Below are 17,468 nucleotides of genomic sequence, written 5' to 3'. Positions count from 1 at the left end.
ACCTCTATTCAGCCACGCATACACAATCACCAAATCCGCTTACTCCTTGTGATTTCTCTCTATTCCGTAGTGAATAGCATTTATTCACGAGGGAATACCCACTTTCGCAGTTTGCGACTCGCTGATGGCTGACTGATCCCTAGTGCTTCTGCAACCTTGATTGACGTCTTGTGAAGGTCAAAAGCGCGCTGCATCAGCTGTCGCTCCACTTCCTCCATCGCATCCTGCATCTGCATGACCCGATCTACCTTTACCCCATTGTTGGCACTGCCCTCTTGATTGTGAATATAGCGGGGAATCTGCGCAGGGGTGATGAGTTCATCATGCGAAGTGACCACCAGACGCTCCACCACGTTTTCCAGTTCTCGCACATTTCCGGGCCAGTCGTATTCCTCCAAGATGCGATAGCAGACGTCGCTGAGCTGTCTGTCGAGACTGTATCTCTCACAAAAGACGCCCCGAAAGTAGTGGATAAGGACAGGTATTTCTTCTCTACGCTCTCTCAGCGGCGGGATTTCCAGCGGCACGACGTGAATCCGGTAGTACAAATCTTCGCGGAACTTCCCTTCCCTCACCATCTGACGCAAGTTTTTGTTCGTCGCGGTGATGAGCTTTACGTCCACTTTTCTCGAAGTGGAGCTACCCACGGGTGTGATCATCTTATCCTGCAAGACCGTCAGCAGCTTTACCTGTAAATTGAGCGGCAGCTCACCAATTTCATCTAAAAAAAGCGTACCTCCGTTTGCCTTTTCAATCAGCCCAGACTTGCCGTCCTTGTCAGCTCCGGTGAAAGCACCTTTCTCGTAGCCGAACAACTCCGACTCCAGAAGTGTTTCAGGGATGGCTCCACAGTTAATATGCACAAAAGGCTTGTCCGTTCGCGGGCTGCATTCATGAATGTACTTGGCTAGCACACCTTTGCCGACACCCGATTCACCCAGCAATATCATTGAAGACTCTACTTGCGCCAGCTTTTCCGCCATGGCTGTTACCTGCTGCATGGAGGTGCTGCGGTAGATCAGGCAGGTGTTCCCTTTTTTCCTGCCTCTCTCCTTGGTGATTTCACTTTGGTAAAGTGTCCCGATGTACTTAATTTCATTCAGCTCCTGCTGAAGCTTTTCCTCATCCGTGATGTCGATCGACGTATTGACTACACCACTGAAGTTGCCTTCTTGATCCCAGATCGGCGTTCCTTCCACAAAGAGCTTCCGGTTTTGCTTGGTCGTCTGGATGGTCTGTACTTTCTTTTTGTCACGGATCACCCGCATCGTAATCGTAGGGGAAAAATAGCCCTTATGATAAAAATCCTCGATCGGCTTCCCCATCATTTCCTCCGGGTTGATTCCGAAATATTCCCCATACCCTTTCGAGCAGTAGAGCGTTTTGCCTTGTGCATCCGTGACGTGTACGATGTCGAACAATGAACCCAAAACGGCTTCATAATCGATCAACTGACGCTCACCTCCCGACTATTTTTTGAGAACTCGCATGTACCGATTCGTGGGTCTGCCGATTCCACCATAGCTGACATCCAGCCGCACCTTTCCCACCTTTTCGAGATAGTCCAGATAGCGTCTGGCCGTCACTCTGGCAATCCCGACCCGCTCAGCCACTTCTTCAGCCGAAAGAGACTTATTTTCTTTCTCCAAGTGACGTTCTATTTGATCCAGTGTAACAGCGTGCAATCCCTTGGGCAATGCTTCTGTTTCTCGGACCGGCTCGACTGGCTTGCTCGGCTTTTCAATGGATTTGCGGAATAATAGCTGGTCGACCTCTTCCTGTGACGCTGTGCCGTCCAAAGCGATTTGCTGACGATACTGCCGATAAGATTCGAGAGACTGCTGAATTCGTTCAAACGCAAAGGGCTTGATGATGTAATCCATCGCTCCATTTCGCAGCATGGACTGAATCGTAGGCTTGTCCTTGGCTGCTGTAATCACGATGACATCGACCGCCTGATCTCTGACTCGCAGCTCGACCAACGCCTTGATCCCGTCCTGCACAGGCATGAACACATCCATCATGACCAGATCGGGAATCAGCTCCGCGACCAGCTTGACGCCCTCAGCGCCATTGGCTGCGACACCCACGACCTGAAAGCCTGGGACGCGCTCGATAAACTGTGTGTTGATCTCCTGCACCATCGGATCGTCCTCGATGACGACCACTCGAATGAAGTCATTCACTTTGACTCGTCCACCTCCTTCATGGGAAACGTAATGAGAAAACTTGCTCCCTCTGTGGGTCTGGAGTGGCAGACGAGCTCGCCTCCACCCTTTTTCACCAGCTGATGTACTAAAAACAACCCGAGTCCTCGATGCTCCCGTTCCTTGGTCGAAAACCCTCTCTCTAGCATACGAGCTCGCGTTTCCTCATCCATCCCGATCCCGTTGTCCTCTACAAGCAAGGAGCAAACCTCGCTGTCCTGTTCAATGCTGATGGTAATTTCCTTGTCTGCTCCCCCACTCTTTTCCAGGGAGTCAAATGCGTTCTCAATGAGATTGCCTAAGATCAATACGAAGTTGTGGTGGTCCATATAAGGGGGAAACTGTTCCAGATGGCTCATCCGATCGATCGTCACACGGATGCCAAGTTCTCTACCGCGGCTCACCTTGCCGAGCAAGAGCCCTGACACATTTTCGTCCGCGATCTGTGTGGTCAAAAAGGACGTCAGCTCCTCCTGCTGGTCATTGATTTCAAATAAATAGGCGAGTGCTTTTTCGTGCTGCTGGAGCTGAAGTAGTCCCGCGATCGTATGGAGCTTGTTCATGTGCTCGTGATTTTGCACCCGCAACGCTCCGACAAATTCTTTGACACCTGTCAGTTCCTCCGCCATCCGCGCTACCTCGGTGCGGTCTTGAAAGATCGCCAGCGCTCCTACTACCTTGTTCTCGACTTTGATCAAAAACCGGTTCGACCAGAGGAGCGTATTCTCCACATGGATCTCCGTATTCGTGAAGTTTTTTTGCAGCTCCAGTACTTCCGGCAGTCGCGTGTCGTGAAGCACAGAGCGTATTGGCTTGCCCAGTACTTCTAGGTCCTCATCAAGGCCGAATATCTGCTTGGCGCGATCATTAAAAATGGTGATCCGCTCCCCATTGTCTATCGCGATCACCCCTTCGTGCATGGCGTGGAAAGTCGCCGTCCGCTCCACGAGAATCCGGGCAATTTCATCTGGCTCCAGATTCAGCATCTGCTTTTTCATATGGCGCGCCAGCTGATACGAGCCCCATACGCCAAACAAGAGGGAGAGAAAAAACGTAATAGCGATATTGCCTCGCTCCTCTTGCATGATTTCCCAGACACCAGGCATGACACGCCCCACGAGCACGACCCCGACCTGCTGATGCTGATCGTCCATGATGGGCACGTATGCACGCAGAGCCGTCCCCAGCTCGCCCTTCACTTTTTGCAAATACGAATGCTCAGCATACGCCGCCTCCACTGCCGGATCCCGAAAGACAGTTCCGATCCTCTCGTCCAACGGGTCGGAGTAGCGAATCCGGTCCTTGTTCAGCACCACGATGTAGGTCACGTCATTGACGATTCTCAGCCTCCGGGCAGTCGGACTGATCGTCGTCCAGCCCCCTGGTTCTTGTATGCTTTTTTGAACGAGCGGTATTTCCGCTACGGTACGAGCAGTGGTCATCAGACGTTGGCCCAGCTGTTTCTCTGATATCCGAATGACTCCACCTACGATGATCAGACCGCCGATCAAGAGGGAAAACAAGACGATGCCGATGGAGAGTAGCATAATTTTCCATTTAATTTTCAAGCGTTTGAACAAAAAGGCTCTTCCTTCCGGCTGTGATTGCTTGCTATTCTATATTTTGTTACAGTACTCCCAGCAAATCAACTGATGGTAAGCGGGTGTCATCTATGAAACCTTTTGCAAGCATCGCTCTGTTCGTCCTTCTTGGTCTCGTTAGTGCCGTAGCGATCGGATTCGGTCCAGACCTTTCTCTCACACAATGGGGCTATGATGAGGAGCAGGAGAAGCTCTCAGAGCGCATTGTGATTAAATTTAGTCACGTCGTAGCCGAAAACACACCAAAAGGTCTGGCAGTCGATCGCTTTGCCCAACTGGTGAAAACAAAAACAAATGGGCGTGTGGAGGTGCAAGTCTTTGCGAACAGCACCCTGCATACGGAAAAAACGGAGATTCCTGCGCTGATGAACGGGGAGATTCAGATGATCGCTCCTGCCTTCTCCCATCTATCCGGTACCATTCCCCAGTGGGCACTTCTGGAGTTACCTTATGTATTTCGCGATCAGCAAGACGTAGAAAACGTTTTTCAAGGTGAAATCGGGCGGATGCTGTTCGCTGCCCTGGATCAATCGAACATGAAGGGAATGGCTTATTGGGGGAATGGCTTCAAACAGATTACTGCGAATCGCCCCATCCTCATGCCGAATGATTTCAAGGGACAGCGGATTCGGATCATCCCCAGCAAGGTGCTGGACGAACAATTTCGGACCTTGCGTGCGCTTCCCGTCGGCTCTTCGTTCAACGATCTGTATAGCATGCTCGCCAATGGAGAAGTAGACGGCGAGGAAAACACGATTTCCAATGTGTATACCAAGCGGCTGTATCAGGTCCAGACGAACATGACGATCAGCAACCATAACTATTTGGGCTATGTAGTCATCATGAACCAAGAGTTCTGGAACAAGCTCCCCGCCGACATCCAAAGAGATATTGAAGAAGCACTGGCCGAAGCGACCCGGTTCAACAATGCGCTTTCTGTCTCCATGAACGAAAATCAGTTGGAGAAGCTCAAAGAAATGGACACGATAGACATCCACGAGCAGACACAGGAGGAACGGACAGCCTGGCGGCAAGCGCTGCAGCCAGTTTACGACAAGTTCGCTCCCAGCATCGGGAAACCACTCATGGATAAAATCAATGAGCTTCACCAGGCTCGGTGAAGCTGCTCCTGATCCAATAGCCTGACCCGAACTCCGCACGTACGGATGAAGGTCAGGCTATTTATTTTATTTACGCCGATTTCGGCAGGATCAGGGTAAAGGTAGAGCCATCCTCTGTACTTTCCTTGAGCACGAGCTCGCCACCCAAAGCCTTCGCGATCATCCGTGAAAAGGACAAGCCAAGTCCTAAACCCCGGACCTTGTCTTTCTTGTTGCTTCCCCGAAAAAACCGCTCAAAGATCAGCGATTGCTCATCTCTAGGAATTCCTTGACCGTTATCCGTTACGTCGATGCGCATATCTGCCGGCGTTTCATACAGCTCCAGCTCAATTTTCCCGCCTGCACCGATAGCCTGTCTCGCATTGTTTAACAGGTTGATCAAAATTTGCTGGACTCGACCTGGGTCAACATATACGGTTGTCTGTTTTTCAGGAATATTCGTATACAGGGAGACCGTGTCCTGATCGTGCACGATTTTCCACTGGGAAGCAATTTCGCGAATGAGCTTGTTCAAATTTTGCTCTTCTTGCGTAACGGCTATGGCTCCCACAGCAAACGAATTGAAATCAAGCAAGTCTTCTACCATGTTCTGCAGCCGCCTCGTCTCCTTCAGGCAAATCTCCAGAAACTCTTTTTCTTCCTCACCTGATACGACCTGATCATTAATCGCTTGAACGAGGCCGCTGATAGAAGTTACAGGCGTTTTCAATTCATGCGTGACGCCCGCCAACAGCTCGGTACGCATGCTTTCCAATTGACGCAACCGGTCCGCCATCTCTTTGAACGTATAGACCAGCTCATGAATTTCCCGTTCCTTGATCGGTTGATGGATGGGGACGTCATAGTTGCCTTCTACGATCTGTCGGGCTGCCAAGACCACGTTCTGGATCGGCTCTGACAAGCGGCGGGAGTGGAAATAGATCACTGCCCAGCCCAACATGCCCAGACTCCCCAGCATGATCACCAAGTACTGTAGCTCTTCCTTGCCGACCTTGATATCGGTCTCAGGAAAGAGCAGGATGACCTTCCCTGTGATTTTGTCATTATATTCCAAATCTTTTTTGACTACGTATTGAAGGTCTCCGTTCGGTAGCTTTACTTTGTCTGCTCGCTCTGCCTCGCCCAAAAGCTTGTCCAAATCTTTCTGAATCGGCGGCGGCAGCTGTCCTGGCCGACTATAGATCAGCTCTCCTTTTTGATCCTTGATAAACAACAGCAAGTTCCGATCTACGCCCATGAATTTGCGCCGATTGTCCAGGATCTGGTGCAGTGTATTGCCCACGAGCATATTTCCGTCGTCATCTACGACACGGTCAGCTACCTCTTCTGCAAATAGCCGTGTCACTTCCAGCTCTTTTTCCGTCGCAGCATATTTGATCCAATAGGCGGAGACGATGCCGATAATGACCAGCCCACAACAGAGGGTAATCAGGTAACGGACGGTCCAGTAGCGGAGAAGAGAGACGGGTTCACTGTTTTTTGTAAACACAGAACTGATATCCCACCCCTCGTAAGGTCTTGATCTCCCCTTCGGATGGCGGCCAGTTTTCCAACGTTTTTCGAATTCGCTTGATCGCTAGGTCTACTGCACGATCGCTGCCACCGTAATCCATTCCCCATACCTGGTCGATTAGCTGATCCCGAGTAAAGGTCTGATTCGGATTTTGCGCCAAAAACAGCAGCAAGGACAGATCTCGGGGATGGAACAGCACTTCAAGACCATGCAGCGTCACGTTGTGTGATTGAAAATTGATTTTTAGGCTGCCGTAGATCCGAGTTTCTTGGTCTTTGATCAAGATCGCTGACCGCCTCAGCACTGCATTGACGCGAGCGACGACCTCTTCTGCCACAAATGGCTTCGTGATGTAATCATCGGCACCCTCATTCAATCCCATCAGCTTTTGATCGGTTTGCCCCAGGGCAGTGATCATAATGACCGGACAGGCGCTCTTTTCCCGTATGTACTGTAGGATTTCCCAGCCATTACGCTCCGGCAGCATCACATCCAACAGCACTAAGTCTGGTTTCTTTTCATCAAATAGCTGTATCGCCTCAAGCCCATCGACAGCCTGCCACACCTGGTAATTTGCTTTTTGCAAATAAACCTTTAATACCCGCGATATTACGAGTTCATCCTCTACCAATAGTATGCTTTTCATGGAAGACGTTCCTGACTGATCGACATATCATCATTCCCCAATCGCGATCACCTTTTGTGTATCGCCTATCTCTATTTCTATACTATCAGTTTACCTCTTATTTTTTATATGTGGATTTGCTCTTTTTGGAAATAGGAAAAAAGCCTTGCTTTCCCATTTGGTAGGGAGCAAGGCTTTTTGGGTGTTCGTTATTAGATTTCGTCGCCGTCGAAAGTGATCGTCTCGTCGGAGCTATCGCCTTCGAAGTCGTACTGCTCATCATCGGAGCTGCTGTCGATGATAACACCGGTTACATCTGCATCATCAAATTCATCCCAGATGTCATTTACGATATCTTCAACCAATGTTTTGAGTTTTTTCTCACTCAGATCGTTGAAATCATCTTCATAATCGTCAAAATCGATCGCGATTTCTACTTCGATCTCATCTTCGTCGCCATCAAGCGTGATGTCCCACTCCAGATCTTCGTAGTCGCCATAATCATCGTTCAGAGTATCTTCCAGATCTGAAAGATCATTATCGAAGTCATCACTGCTGCTGTCATTATCATCCAGCTCGTCATTCAGGTCGTCGATTTCGTTGTTCAGATCATTGATTTTGTCCTGAAGTCTTTTGATCTCAGCATCTTTTGCAGACAACTGAGCTTCGTAGCCTGGGTCAGCCTGGTCTTTCACGTTGATCGTGTAGTTGGTGCCGTCCCAGTTAATGTCCTTGTTGAATACTCCTGCCATCATGCGAAGAGGAATATACGTCGTTCCGTTCACAATGAAAGGTTCGATCGTTGTAGAAACTTGGTTGCCATTATACAGGACCTTGATGTTGTTGTAGGTGGCTGACAAATTCTTCTTTGCTACTTGTGCATCGGAGCTTGCTGGAAACAGTCCTACTGTCAGAACCACAGCAGATGCAACCGCCAGATACTGTTTTTTAAACATGGTACATCCTCCATTCTCCCGGTTGTGAATTGCCAAACGTACGTCTATGTACAATTTCTACTTTACCTACGGTTCATGTCGAGAGTATGTCAATGCGGACATTTTTATTTGGAAATTTACGCCACATTTGCAATCGAGCTAGCAAGACCAAAAAGACCAAAACAACCAATATGACCGTATTCTATCAAATCGCTGTGCCATTCTATACAATGCCAACTATACAAGTGAAGCGCTTTCATCCATACAGAGAGGAAGAGGTCAAATGCGGATCAATTTTAAAAACCTGACCGTGCAAGTGGTTATTGCCATCATTCTAGGAATCATCGTCGGTCATTTTGCTCCAAAATTCGGTGCAGAACTAAAAGTGTTGGCCGATGTATTTGTGAAATTGATTAAAATGGTCATCCCACCTATCGTCTTCTTTACCGTCGTAAACGGAATTGCCGGTATGGGCGATATGAAAAAGGTTGGAAAAATCGGTGGCAAAGCTCTCATTTATTTTGAAATCGTTACCACGATAGCGCTGGCGATCGGATTGCTCGTTGTGAACCTGATCAAACCGGGCGCAGGATTTGACAAGACCGGCCTGACTGGTGGCGACGTATCAAAGTACACAACAGCTGCTGCGGAAAGCAACCATGGCTTCATCGACTTTTTCGTAGCCATCATCCCGGATAACGTAGTAGGTGCGATGGCAAAAGGCGAGCTGCTGCCGATCTTGTTCTTCGCAGTCCTGTTCGGCCTCTCCCTCGCTGCGATGGGCCCAGCTTCTCAGCCCGTCATCAAGCTGTTTGACAAGCTGACTCACGGTTTCTTCGGAGTCGTAAACATGATCATGAAAGTGTCCCCGATTGCCGCTTTTGGTGCCATGTCCTATACCATCGGCAAATTCGGAATCGGCTCTCTCACCAGACTCGGCCTGCTCATGACCGCTGTCTACATCACGATGTTCCTGTTCATTGTCTTCATTCTGGGAAGTATCGCTCGCTACTATAAATTCAGCATTTTCTCGTTTATCAAATACATTCGGGAAGAAATTCTCCTGGTTCTGGGTACTTCGTCTTCCGAATCTGCCCTGCCACGTATGATGGACCGTCTGGAAAAGTACGGGTGCTCTAAATCTGTTGTCGGTCTAGTTGTGCCGACGGGCTATTCGTTTAATCTCGATGGAACCTCGATCTATCTATCCATGGCCGCGATGTTTATTGCTCAAGCCTACGGAGTCGATCTGAGCATCTGGCAACAGCTGACATTGCTCGGGATCTTGATGATTACCTCCAAAGGAGCCGCCGGTGTGACAGGATCAGGATTTATCACACTCGCAGCGACGCTGGCAGCATTCCCGATGATTCCAGTAGAAGGCATTGCCCTGCTCCTCGGGGTTGACCGTTTCATGTCCGAAGCACGCGCCATTACCAATCTGATCGGAAACGGCGTAGCAGCCGTAGTCATTGCCAAGCAGGAGAATGAATTCCATCCTGAAAAAGCAAATGCTGAATCTGAACCTGTTACGGCTTAATGCTCGCGCATTTATAGAAAAAGAAGCCTCTGCATAAAAAGGCTTCTTTTTTGGTTCAGTAACATCTCTACATAAGCATATCCCAGTTACGAAAGATTGCAGGCAAAGGTAAACGGCCTCAGTCCCATGGAGTTCAGGACAAAGGCCGCTTGTACTATCTACTTGACGAGTGCCAGCTCACTGTTCAGACCAAGCGAGCGCGCTGTTGAAGAATGAATTTCGTGGATAAGCTCTGGCTCTTTCAATAGTGACAGGCCATAAGAAGGAATCATTTCTTTGATTTTCGGTTCCCACGCATCTACATGTTGCGGGAAGCATTTTTTCATTAAGTCAAGCATGACGGAAACGGCGGTAGAAGCACCCGGAGAAGCGCCCAGTAAAGCTGCAATCGAGCCATCAGCGGCAGTAATCACTTCCGTACCAAATTGAAGCGTTCCTTTGCCGCCTGCTTCTGTATCCTTGATAACTTGTACACGCTGGCCCGCTACGACTAAATCCCAATCCTCGCTTTTCGCGTTCGGGATAAACTCGCGTAACTCTTCCATGCGTTGTTCTTTCGATAACATCACTTGCTGGATCAGGTATTTTGTCAATGACATTTCTTTTGCGCCTGCCGCCAACATCGTTAAGACATTATTCGGTTTTACGGAAGTGACTAAATCGAACATGGAACCCGTTTTTAAGAACTTTGGAGAGAAGCCTGCAAATGGTCCAAATAGTAACGATTTTTTATTGTCGATAAATCGTGTGTCAAGATGCGGAACAGACATTGGCGGAGCACCAACTTTAGCTTTACCGTATACTTTTGCATGATGTTGCGCTACAACATCCGGATTATTACATACCATAAATATCCCGCTTACTGGGAATCCGCCAATATGCTTCCCTTCAGGAATACCCGATTTTTGCAGTAAATGCAGGCTTCCGCCTCCGCCGCCGATAAAGACGAATTTTGCCGTGTGGCGTTCGACGCTACCGCTATTCAAATTCTTCACTTTCAATTCCCACGAGCCGTCGCTAGTGCGTGTAATATCATCCACACTATGTCCGTAGTTTATTTCGACATTTTTACTCTTTAAGTGGTCAAACAACATGCGTGTTAAAGCACCAAAGTTGACATCTGTTCCAGAGTCGATTTTGGTTGCCGCTATCGGCTCATTCGATGTACGGTCTGTCATAACAAGCGGGAGCCATTCCATCAGTTTTTCAGGGTCATCAGAAAATTCCATTCCTTGAAACAGAGGATTGTTTGACATCGCTTCAAACCGTTTCTTTAAAAACGTTACATCATTTTCCCCTTGTACTAAACTCACATGAGGCAATGGCATAATAAAGTCGTGTGGATTACTGATCAGCTTGCTGTTTACAAGATAAGACCAAAACTGCTTTGAAACCTGAAACTGTTCATTAATTTTAATCGCTTTGCTAATATCTACGGATCCGTCCGGCTTTTCGCTTGTGTAGTTAAGCTCGCATAGTGCGGCATGCCCCGTTCCCGCATTATTCCATTCGTTAGAGCTTTCCTCACCTGCGTTTGCAAGCCTCTCAAACACTGTAATTTCCCAGTCTGGTACTAATTCTTTCAACATCGACCCTAAAGTCGCACTCATGATTCCGGCACCAATTAAGATAACGTCTGTTTTAGTTTGTCTGTTACTCATTTTTACCGTCCTAACGCTCTCATATTTTAAGAAAAGATGTAGGGCTCCTACTTAGGCTCCATAGCAAGCCAGCGTGTGACTAGTCACACACCTTTTCTGGATCAATTAAAACCTGATACTAGTGTATCACTATTATTTATAGAATAAAATATTTGCGATTATTTTAAATCCGGTAAATTTCAGTAATCAGGTAAGAAATGGGAAACCGTCCGAATAATCCTAGCAATTCACTAAAATCAAGACGTTAACCCGGCTACTTGCAGGAGTGGATGACGTCCAACCCAAAACCGGCAGTCCCGCACACGACGGGATTGCCGGTTTTTTACCTCTTCACTACTCCTGTGGCCACGTATTGCGAATCTCCTGTTCAAACTGCCGTAACTGGTCTACCCGCTTTTGCACCTGTTCATATTCCCGCTCCCAGCATTCTCGCTGCTTCTCGCGCACGAGCTCCGCCTTTTTCTCCAGCTCTCTGACCTCACTGCGCAACGCGATGACGATATCCAGGATTCCCTCCATGTCCATGTCCCGCATTTCCTGTATAAAATGCCATTCTGCTTCCGTCAAACGATACTGTTTGTTTGCCATTCGTGATCACCCTTTAGAAAACTTGGCTGCGCCAGCCTTTTGTACCCAATGGGCACGAGTCTCGCCTTAGTTGCGAATATGCTGGATAGGAATCGTATAAATTCCTTTCTGCGCAAAAATATGTGTCAATTTTTAATGTAAATGTTTCATTTTCGAGCATTTGTGTCGTCATTAGTATATAATTATATCGTAATATGTTTGTCGACAAGTACATCTTTAAAAAAGGAGGACATTACTAAAATAGCACTGGAATGGGGCACATTCCAAATATTTATTACTTGTAGGTCAAACACACTGCTAAAGGAGGTTGCGCATGTCTTCGATCAGAGAGTCAGACTTGCCGGGGATCGGAAGGAAATACCAAGTAGAAACAAGAGGTGGCGACAAACTCGTCATCATTATTCACGACGACGGACGCAGAGAGTTGTTTCACTTTGACAAGGATGATCCAGACGAGATGATCTCCATGGTAACTCTCGATGACGATGAAGCGAGACAAATCTCAGCGATTGTTGGCGGATTGACGTATAAACCATCTGCGCTAGAAACCGTAGAAGTCGCGTTGGATAAGCTCGTCATCGAATGGTACAAACTTGAATCCGGGGCCGCTTGCATGGGAAAAACGATCGGTGAAATCAACATTCGGCAAGAAACTGGGGCAACCATTATTGCCATTATCGAAAAGGACCACAAGCAAACCATCAATCCCGGTCCGGATTATGTTCTCCAAGCAGGGGCTACTTTGGTCGTTGCAGGCGAACGGAAGCAGGTGAAGGCGCTAAAATCTACATTTAGCACAGGGGGTGAGTGATTTGGAGCACATTGTTTTTGAAGTCGGTCTCGCTCTCGCCTTGATTGCGCTGGCCGGCTTCCTCTCGATCAAACTTAAATTCTCCATTGTACCTTTTTACATCTTAGTCGGAATGGTCGTTGGCCCGCATGCTCCTGATATCGGCTTGTTTGACCTTCGATTTATCCAGAGTGCCCCGCTTATTGAATTCATGGGCAGGGTCGGTGTGCTTTTCCTGTTATTTTATCTGGGACTCGAGTTTTCTGTAGGCCGCCTGATTAAAGCAGGTCGCTCGATTGCCGTAGGCGGTACGATTTACATTGTGATCAACTTTACCCTGGGCCTTCTGTTTGGTTGGGCTGCAGGTTTTCCCCTGAAAGAAGTCCTCATCATCGCTGGAATCACGACAATCTCGTCCAGCGCCATCGTGGCAAAAGTCCTGGTGGATCTCAAACGTACAGCAAACCGCGAAACAGAGATGATCTTGGGGATCATCATGTTCGAAGACATATTTTTGGCCGTCTACATCTCCATCGTGTCTGGTCTCGTCTTGAGCGGAGCCACCTCCCTCATGGGGGTTCTCAGTTCCGCCCTGATCGCACTCGGTTACATGCTTCTCATCATTATCGTCGGGCGCAAAGCCGTACCTTTCCTCAACCGCGCCTTAAATATCAAATCCAATGAAGTCTTTATGATCACCGTCTTCTCTGCCCTGTTCCTGATTGCGGGCTTTTCCGAGACCATCCATGTAGCGGAAGCAATCGGTGCCTTGTTGGTGGGACTCGTGCTGGCAGAAACCCAGCATATGAAGCGAATCGAGCACATGATTCTGCCGTTTCGCGATTTCTTCGGGGCTATGTTCTTTTTCAGCTTCGGCCTGACCATCGACCCTCTGTCTCTGGGAGGTGCGGTGTGGCTCTCCATTGCCGCGGTGATCGTCACCATCATCGGTAATGTGGCTGCCGGACTGCTCGCCGGAAGAAGCGCAGGACTGTCCTCCAAGGCTTCCACCAACATCGGTTTGACGATTGTTTCTCGCGGTGAGTTCTCCATCATCATGGCCAATCTGGGAAAAGCCGGTGCACTCATGGAAATCCTCCAGCCGTTTGCAGCGCTCTACGTGCTCATTCTGGCCATTTTGGGACCTTTGCTAACCAAAGAATCCAAGCATATTTACGGCTTTTTAGGCAAATTCCTCCCGATGGACAAAATGGCCACAGCCAAACAGACGAAAAACAATCCAAATACTTGATTCCTCCATGAAATAAACAAAAAACCGACAGCCTGTCTCTCCGCTGTCGGTTGCTCTTTTCCGGCGTGCCTCTCACTTCGACTGCTCGATGACACGAATCAATGTTTTTTCAATATCTTCTGCGATTGTAGTGAGTCCGTATTGTTCCAGAAACCCGATGAGCGCACTGGGTCTGGGAAAGCCGCTATGGACATGACTCTGATCCGCATAGACGACGATCTTATAAGGCAAAAAATACCCGACCAGCTCGTTGTGGCCAAGCACCTTGGCTGCCTCATGCGCAGATCGATAATGCGTTATTTCATGCTTCGATTGTCCCGGTGAAGGATGGTCTCAATGAGGGCATAAAGGAAATCAGGTTTAATGATGCCCGCACTCGCTACTACGAGAGGCTTCATACAAATGGAGATTTTTCTTTCACCGGCTCTTCTTTATCGCCAGGCGAAAATAGTAATTTGAAGCAGAATGTAGCGATCGACTTTGATCTAATCTCCGCAGAAGAATCGGCTAAGTCATGGGAAATACAAGCGTTATGTGGATGGGGGGACTAATGCCCGTTATATCTCTTGGGATAGTATCCATTTTTGGAAAAAGGGCCGCGACGATTTTGGACTCAGGCCACGGCCGGATAACCAATGGACCCCCACGAGAAAGTGGACACGGGCCGATCTGATTTGTTATTCGGCTTGGTTTCTTTATCTGTTGTTTAAAGTATGAGAAAATGTGCTAGTTGACTAGAACGTTCTGAATGGCAAAAATCACCGCTTGCGTTCGATCCCGAACCTCCATTTTAGCAAATATGCTGGAGAGGTGGTTCTTAATCGTAGTCTCGCTTACGTACATTCTTCCTGCCATTTCTTTATTGCTGCAGCCTTCCATTAACAGGTGCAGTTCCTCTCGTTCCCGTTCGGTTAAATGGACGTCAGCTTTCTCTTCTCTGTGATGTACCGGTTCCGATCCAATTTTCCTTCCCCAGCGCTTCACATATGAAGTGGGCATGATCGACCCACCGGCACGAATCAAGCGGATAGAGCTAATCAATTCTTCCGACGTCAAATCTTTGAGTAAATACCCGACAGCTCCAGCAGACATGCAGCTTTCGATCAATTCATCCTCTTCAAAAGTTGTCAAAGCGACAATTTTGATGTCAGGAAACTCTGAAAGGATCCGTCGGGTAGCTTCGATACCGTCGACCACCGGCATTCGGATGTCCATTAAAATCAAATGCGGTTGAGTTTCTGCGGCGAGAACAATCGCCTCATGTCCATTGACAGCTTGACCTGCGATCTCGATATCGTGTTGATTTTCCAACACGACGACCAAACTGCTGCGAATCAGCGTTTGATCATCTGCAACCACAATACGATACTTTGGACTCACCCCGTACTTACCTCCCTTCTTACACCTTTAGGCCATGATAGTGCGATTTGAAAAGTATTGTTATTCACTGTGTATTCAACTTTACCGCCTGTATTCTGCATACGGGTGCTCATCTGACATAGACCAACACCATGGGTTAGGGGCAGTTGGGGCACCAGACCATTATTTGTAATTTCTACGATGAATTGCGAAGGAGTGTCTCTTTGGTTAAACGAAATATCGGTTGCGTGGCCATGACGAATGGCGTTAGTTACAGCTTCCTTCATGCACTGAAAGGCAGCATATCTGGTGTTGATCGGGATTTCAATTGGTGTCAAAAAACGTAGCGAAATCCCTGTCCCCTGGGTGACCTGATGCGCAAACCGTTCGAGTATAGAATGCCAATCTTTGTCTAAAAACCATTTCTCCATATCTTGCCCAGATCGAACGGAACGCCTGATGTCTTCCAGCCCTTCCTTGGCGATGCTCCGTATGGCAAACAAGAAGGAGTCGGCTTCATTCGGCTTGTTGCGAATCAGCTCGCGGCATGCATCCAGACCGCGAATAATGGAGGTTAAGGAATGCCCGATCGTGTCATGGATTTCCCCTGCCATTCTGCTTCGTTCCTTGATCACGGCATGTTCCTCGGCATCCATCGTATATTTGATGAGCTCGATATGGGCTTTTTCCAATTCGGATTGTTGTTTGTGAATTCGATCGAGCATTTTTTGCGTCTGAATCGAATTGTTTCTCTCCTGACGGATAATCCATCCCGGAAAATAAGCAAGCAGCAGCGTCGGATTTAATACTACAAATGAAATATCGAGAGGAACGCCTGCGACGTGACCAGCTATGAGGGCAAGGAAAAATAATGCCGTTAAAGCAATAAGACTGTATTTTAGCGGAAGGATTCGACTGCACCAAAAAATTAGCGGTAAAAATAACAGCACCACTTGGGGAACTTGGATGACGACGGATACGTACAACACTACAATTAATATCGCTTCCATACTGATCAGCAGCAGGGATTTCCGAGTGTAAACATCCTTATGAAGTCCTATCTGCAGAACGCCTAAAATTCCGAAGAGTATTAATACCCACATCGCCTTGAGGCTCAACGTCGTACAGAATAAATAAGAAATGATTATATAAGTGTTAATTAGTAGTGTCGTAATCTTCTCAGCGTAGACAATTATATTTTTGTCGCAGATTTGCGATTTCATGTTATCACTCCCGGCCAAGATCTTTAATGCTTCAAGGCCTCAAGCCTTCCGATGGCTTCATCGCGGTCCTATTTTTTTGCCGTAGATCTTTTATAAATAGTAAATATCCAAATTCTTCTCATCACAACAGCGCCTAAACTGGCCATCAGTAGAAAACCTCTGATGAGATGAATATTATTATCCATTGACTTTGTAACGATCCCCGCTCCGAACACGGCAATCCACATCAGATAAGCACCCCACGAGCCTTTCATTGTCCATTTGCCCGTTTCAGGATTTTTTCGAATATGGGTCATTTTTCCCCGAACGACCCCCAGGAACAAACCCGCGCCAAATCCTAGTATTAAAATGATAGGCGCAAGTACAGAGTCATACCATATGACCACCACATCTTGAATGGTTGCCACGGTAAGCAACAGGGGGATGATCCATAATGTCCAGCCCCGTACCCGTCTTTCTCTAAGCTGAACTAAAGCTACTATAATCGCAACCAACACAAAATAAGCCAATTGTGGATCTGCCATTTTATCATCCACCATCCCATTCATCATGATGAGGATAATTATAAAAAATGCGGGTTCAACTCACGTCACCCATTCAGGCAACATTCATCTGGCTGATTGGACCGTTTTTTTGAGATTTTGTTATACGCTCGATCAAATATTGAAGAAAGTCAGACGATGTTTTCTGATAGGGGCTTAGCTAATGAGAGAGACGACCGAGATTTCGGAACAGGGCGAGCAGACGATTCAGGACTTTATTCAGGCTCTCACTACTCACGAAGATTTGAATCCCAAAACGTTAAAGGAATACGCAAGCGACCTGAAACATTTTATCGGTTGGTTTGACCGCTGACCACCAAGAGCAAGGGGTTATTTTTAAAATTGAAGATGTGGCTACTCCAACATTAACACGATACCGGGAAACTGCACAAAAAGTAATGGAATTGATGTTCAGAGAAAATAAAGTTTTAGACTTGCAGGATCATTACGCTAAACCAGCTAATAGGATGTCAACATTTTTCATTAAACGTGTTTATGTTTAATTGTTATA

The 17,468-nt window shown here is 47.6% G+C and carries 16 protein-coding genes and 1 pseudogene; 5 read left to right on the top strand and 12 right to left on the bottom strand.

Features of this window, described 5'->3' with window-relative positions; translation table 11 throughout:
• Positions 1-80: 80 nt before the first annotated feature.
• From AN963_RS00110 to AN963_RS00100, 3 genes are read right to left on the bottom strand one after another with little or no spacing between them, the layout of a single operon-like run.
• Positions 81-1,451: a sigma-54 interaction domain-containing protein gene (locus tag AN963_RS00110; protein WP_055742548.1), complete on the bottom strand. Its 1,371-nt coding sequence runs from the start codon at positions 1,449-1,451 to the stop codon at positions 81-83.
• A gap of 18 nt (positions 1,452-1,469) precedes the next feature.
• A complete protein-coding gene (locus AN963_RS00105) occupies positions 1,470-2,186 on the bottom strand; it encodes a response regulator (protein ID WP_269084357.1) in 717 nt (238 codons plus the stop codon).
• Positions 2,183-3,754 (bottom strand): ATP-binding protein, encoded by a 1,572-nt coding sequence (locus AN963_RS00100; protein ID WP_055744384.1) that lies wholly within the window; start codon positions 3,752-3,754, stop codon positions 2,183-2,185. Before AN963_RS00100 ends, AN963_RS00105 begins: the two co-directional genes overlap by 4 nt.
• 125 nt (positions 3,755-3,879) lie before the next feature.
• Here AN963_RS00100 and AN963_RS00095 point away from each other — a divergent pair, with 125 nt between their 5' ends.
• Complete coding sequence (locus AN963_RS00095) at positions 3,880-4,929, top strand: DctP family TRAP transporter solute-binding subunit (protein WP_055742547.1); 1,050 nt, start codon at positions 3,880-3,882, stop codon at positions 4,927-4,929.
• A gap of 70 nt (positions 4,930-4,999) precedes the next feature.
• Here AN963_RS00095 and AN963_RS00090 read toward each other — a convergent pair whose 3' ends face one another.
• The 3 genes from AN963_RS00090 to AN963_RS00080 form a co-directional block, all read right to left on the bottom strand.
• Complete coding sequence (locus tag AN963_RS00090; protein WP_083496735.1) at positions 5,000-6,418, bottom strand: HAMP domain-containing sensor histidine kinase; 1,419 nt, start codon at positions 6,416-6,418, stop codon at positions 5,000-5,002.
• Positions 6,399-7,088, bottom strand: coding sequence for a response regulator transcription factor (locus AN963_RS00085; RefSeq protein WP_055742545.1), 690 nt, complete (start codon positions 7,086-7,088; stop codon positions 6,399-6,401). Before AN963_RS00085 ends, AN963_RS00090 begins: the two co-directional genes overlap by 20 nt.
• A 191-nt stretch (positions 7,089-7,279) precedes the next feature.
• Positions 7,280-8,023: a stalk domain-containing protein gene (locus AN963_RS00080; protein ID WP_055742544.1), complete on the bottom strand. Its 744-nt coding sequence runs from the start codon at positions 8,021-8,023 to the stop codon at positions 7,280-7,282.
• Positions 8,024-8,285: 262 nt separating this feature from the next.
• On the opposite strand from AN963_RS00080, the gene AN963_RS00075 reads away from it, so the two are divergent.
• On the top strand, positions 8,286-9,542 hold the full coding sequence (locus tag AN963_RS00075; RefSeq protein WP_055742543.1) for a dicarboxylate/amino acid:cation symporter: 1,257 nt from the start codon (positions 8,286-8,288) through the stop codon (positions 9,540-9,542).
• A 158-nt stretch (positions 9,543-9,700) separates the two neighbouring features.
• On the opposite strand, the pseudogene AN963_RS00070 reads toward AN963_RS00075, so the two are convergent.
• Positions 9,701-11,212 (bottom strand): annotated as a pseudogene (locus tag AN963_RS00070) (malate:quinone oxidoreductase); the annotation flags it as partial.
• A gap of 324 nt (positions 11,213-11,536) precedes the next feature.
• The gene (locus tag AN963_RS00065) at positions 11,537-11,791 is read right to left on the bottom strand and encodes a hypothetical protein (protein ID WP_055742541.1); all 255 of its coding nucleotides are present in this window, start codon (positions 11,789-11,791) and stop codon (positions 11,537-11,539) included.
• Positions 11,792-12,104: 313 nt separating this feature from the next.
• Here AN963_RS00065 and AN963_RS00060 point away from each other — a divergent pair, with 313 nt between their 5' ends.
• Positions 12,105-12,602 (top strand): cation:proton antiporter regulatory subunit, encoded by a 498-nt coding sequence (locus AN963_RS00060; RefSeq protein ID WP_055742540.1) that lies wholly within the window; start codon positions 12,105-12,107, stop codon positions 12,600-12,602.
• Between the two features lies 1 nt (position 12,603).
• Positions 12,604-13,833: a cation:proton antiporter gene (locus AN963_RS00055; protein ID WP_055742539.1), complete on the top strand. Its 1,230-nt coding sequence runs from the start codon at positions 12,604-12,606 to the stop codon at positions 13,831-13,833.
• Positions 13,834-13,905: 72 nt separating this feature from the next.
• Here AN963_RS00055 and AN963_RS00050 read toward each other — a convergent pair whose 3' ends face one another.
• The 4 genes from AN963_RS00050 to AN963_RS00035 form a co-directional block, all read right to left on the bottom strand.
• Positions 13,906-14,097, bottom strand: a complete 192-nt coding sequence (locus AN963_RS00050) for a hypothetical protein (RefSeq protein ID WP_055742538.1) — start codon at positions 14,095-14,097, stop codon at positions 13,906-13,908.
• Between the two features lie 462 nt (positions 14,098-14,559).
• Positions 14,560-15,213 carry a response regulator transcription factor gene (locus AN963_RS00045; RefSeq protein ID WP_055742537.1) on the bottom strand — a complete coding sequence of 218 codons (654 nt, stop codon included), beginning with the start codon at positions 15,211-15,213 and terminating at the stop codon, positions 14,560-14,562.
• Positions 15,210-16,415 carry a sensor histidine kinase gene (locus AN963_RS00040; protein WP_055742536.1) on the bottom strand — a complete coding sequence of 402 codons (1,206 nt, stop codon included), beginning with the start codon at positions 16,413-16,415 and terminating at the stop codon, positions 15,210-15,212. Before AN963_RS00040 ends, AN963_RS00045 begins: the two co-directional genes overlap by 4 nt.
• 68 nt (positions 16,416-16,483) lie before the next feature.
• Complete coding sequence (locus AN963_RS00035; protein ID WP_055742535.1) at positions 16,484-16,939, bottom strand: hypothetical protein; 456 nt, start codon at positions 16,937-16,939, stop codon at positions 16,484-16,486.
• Between the two features lie 181 nt (positions 16,940-17,120).
• Between AN963_RS00035 and AN963_RS31740 the strand changes: the two genes are divergently transcribed.
• The gene (locus AN963_RS31740; protein ID WP_236707839.1) at positions 17,121-17,270 is read left to right on the top strand and encodes a hypothetical protein; all 150 of its coding nucleotides are present in this window, start codon (positions 17,121-17,123) and stop codon (positions 17,268-17,270) included.
• Positions 17,271-17,468 lie beyond the last annotated feature (198 nt).

It is taken from the genome of Brevibacillus choshinensis, from assembly GCF_001420695.1.
Lineage (GTDB): Bacteria > Bacillota > Bacilli > Brevibacillales > Brevibacillaceae > Brevibacillus > Brevibacillus choshinensis.
Note: the sequence above shows the minus strand (reverse complement) of the source record. Positions and strands in the feature narration are given on the sequence as shown.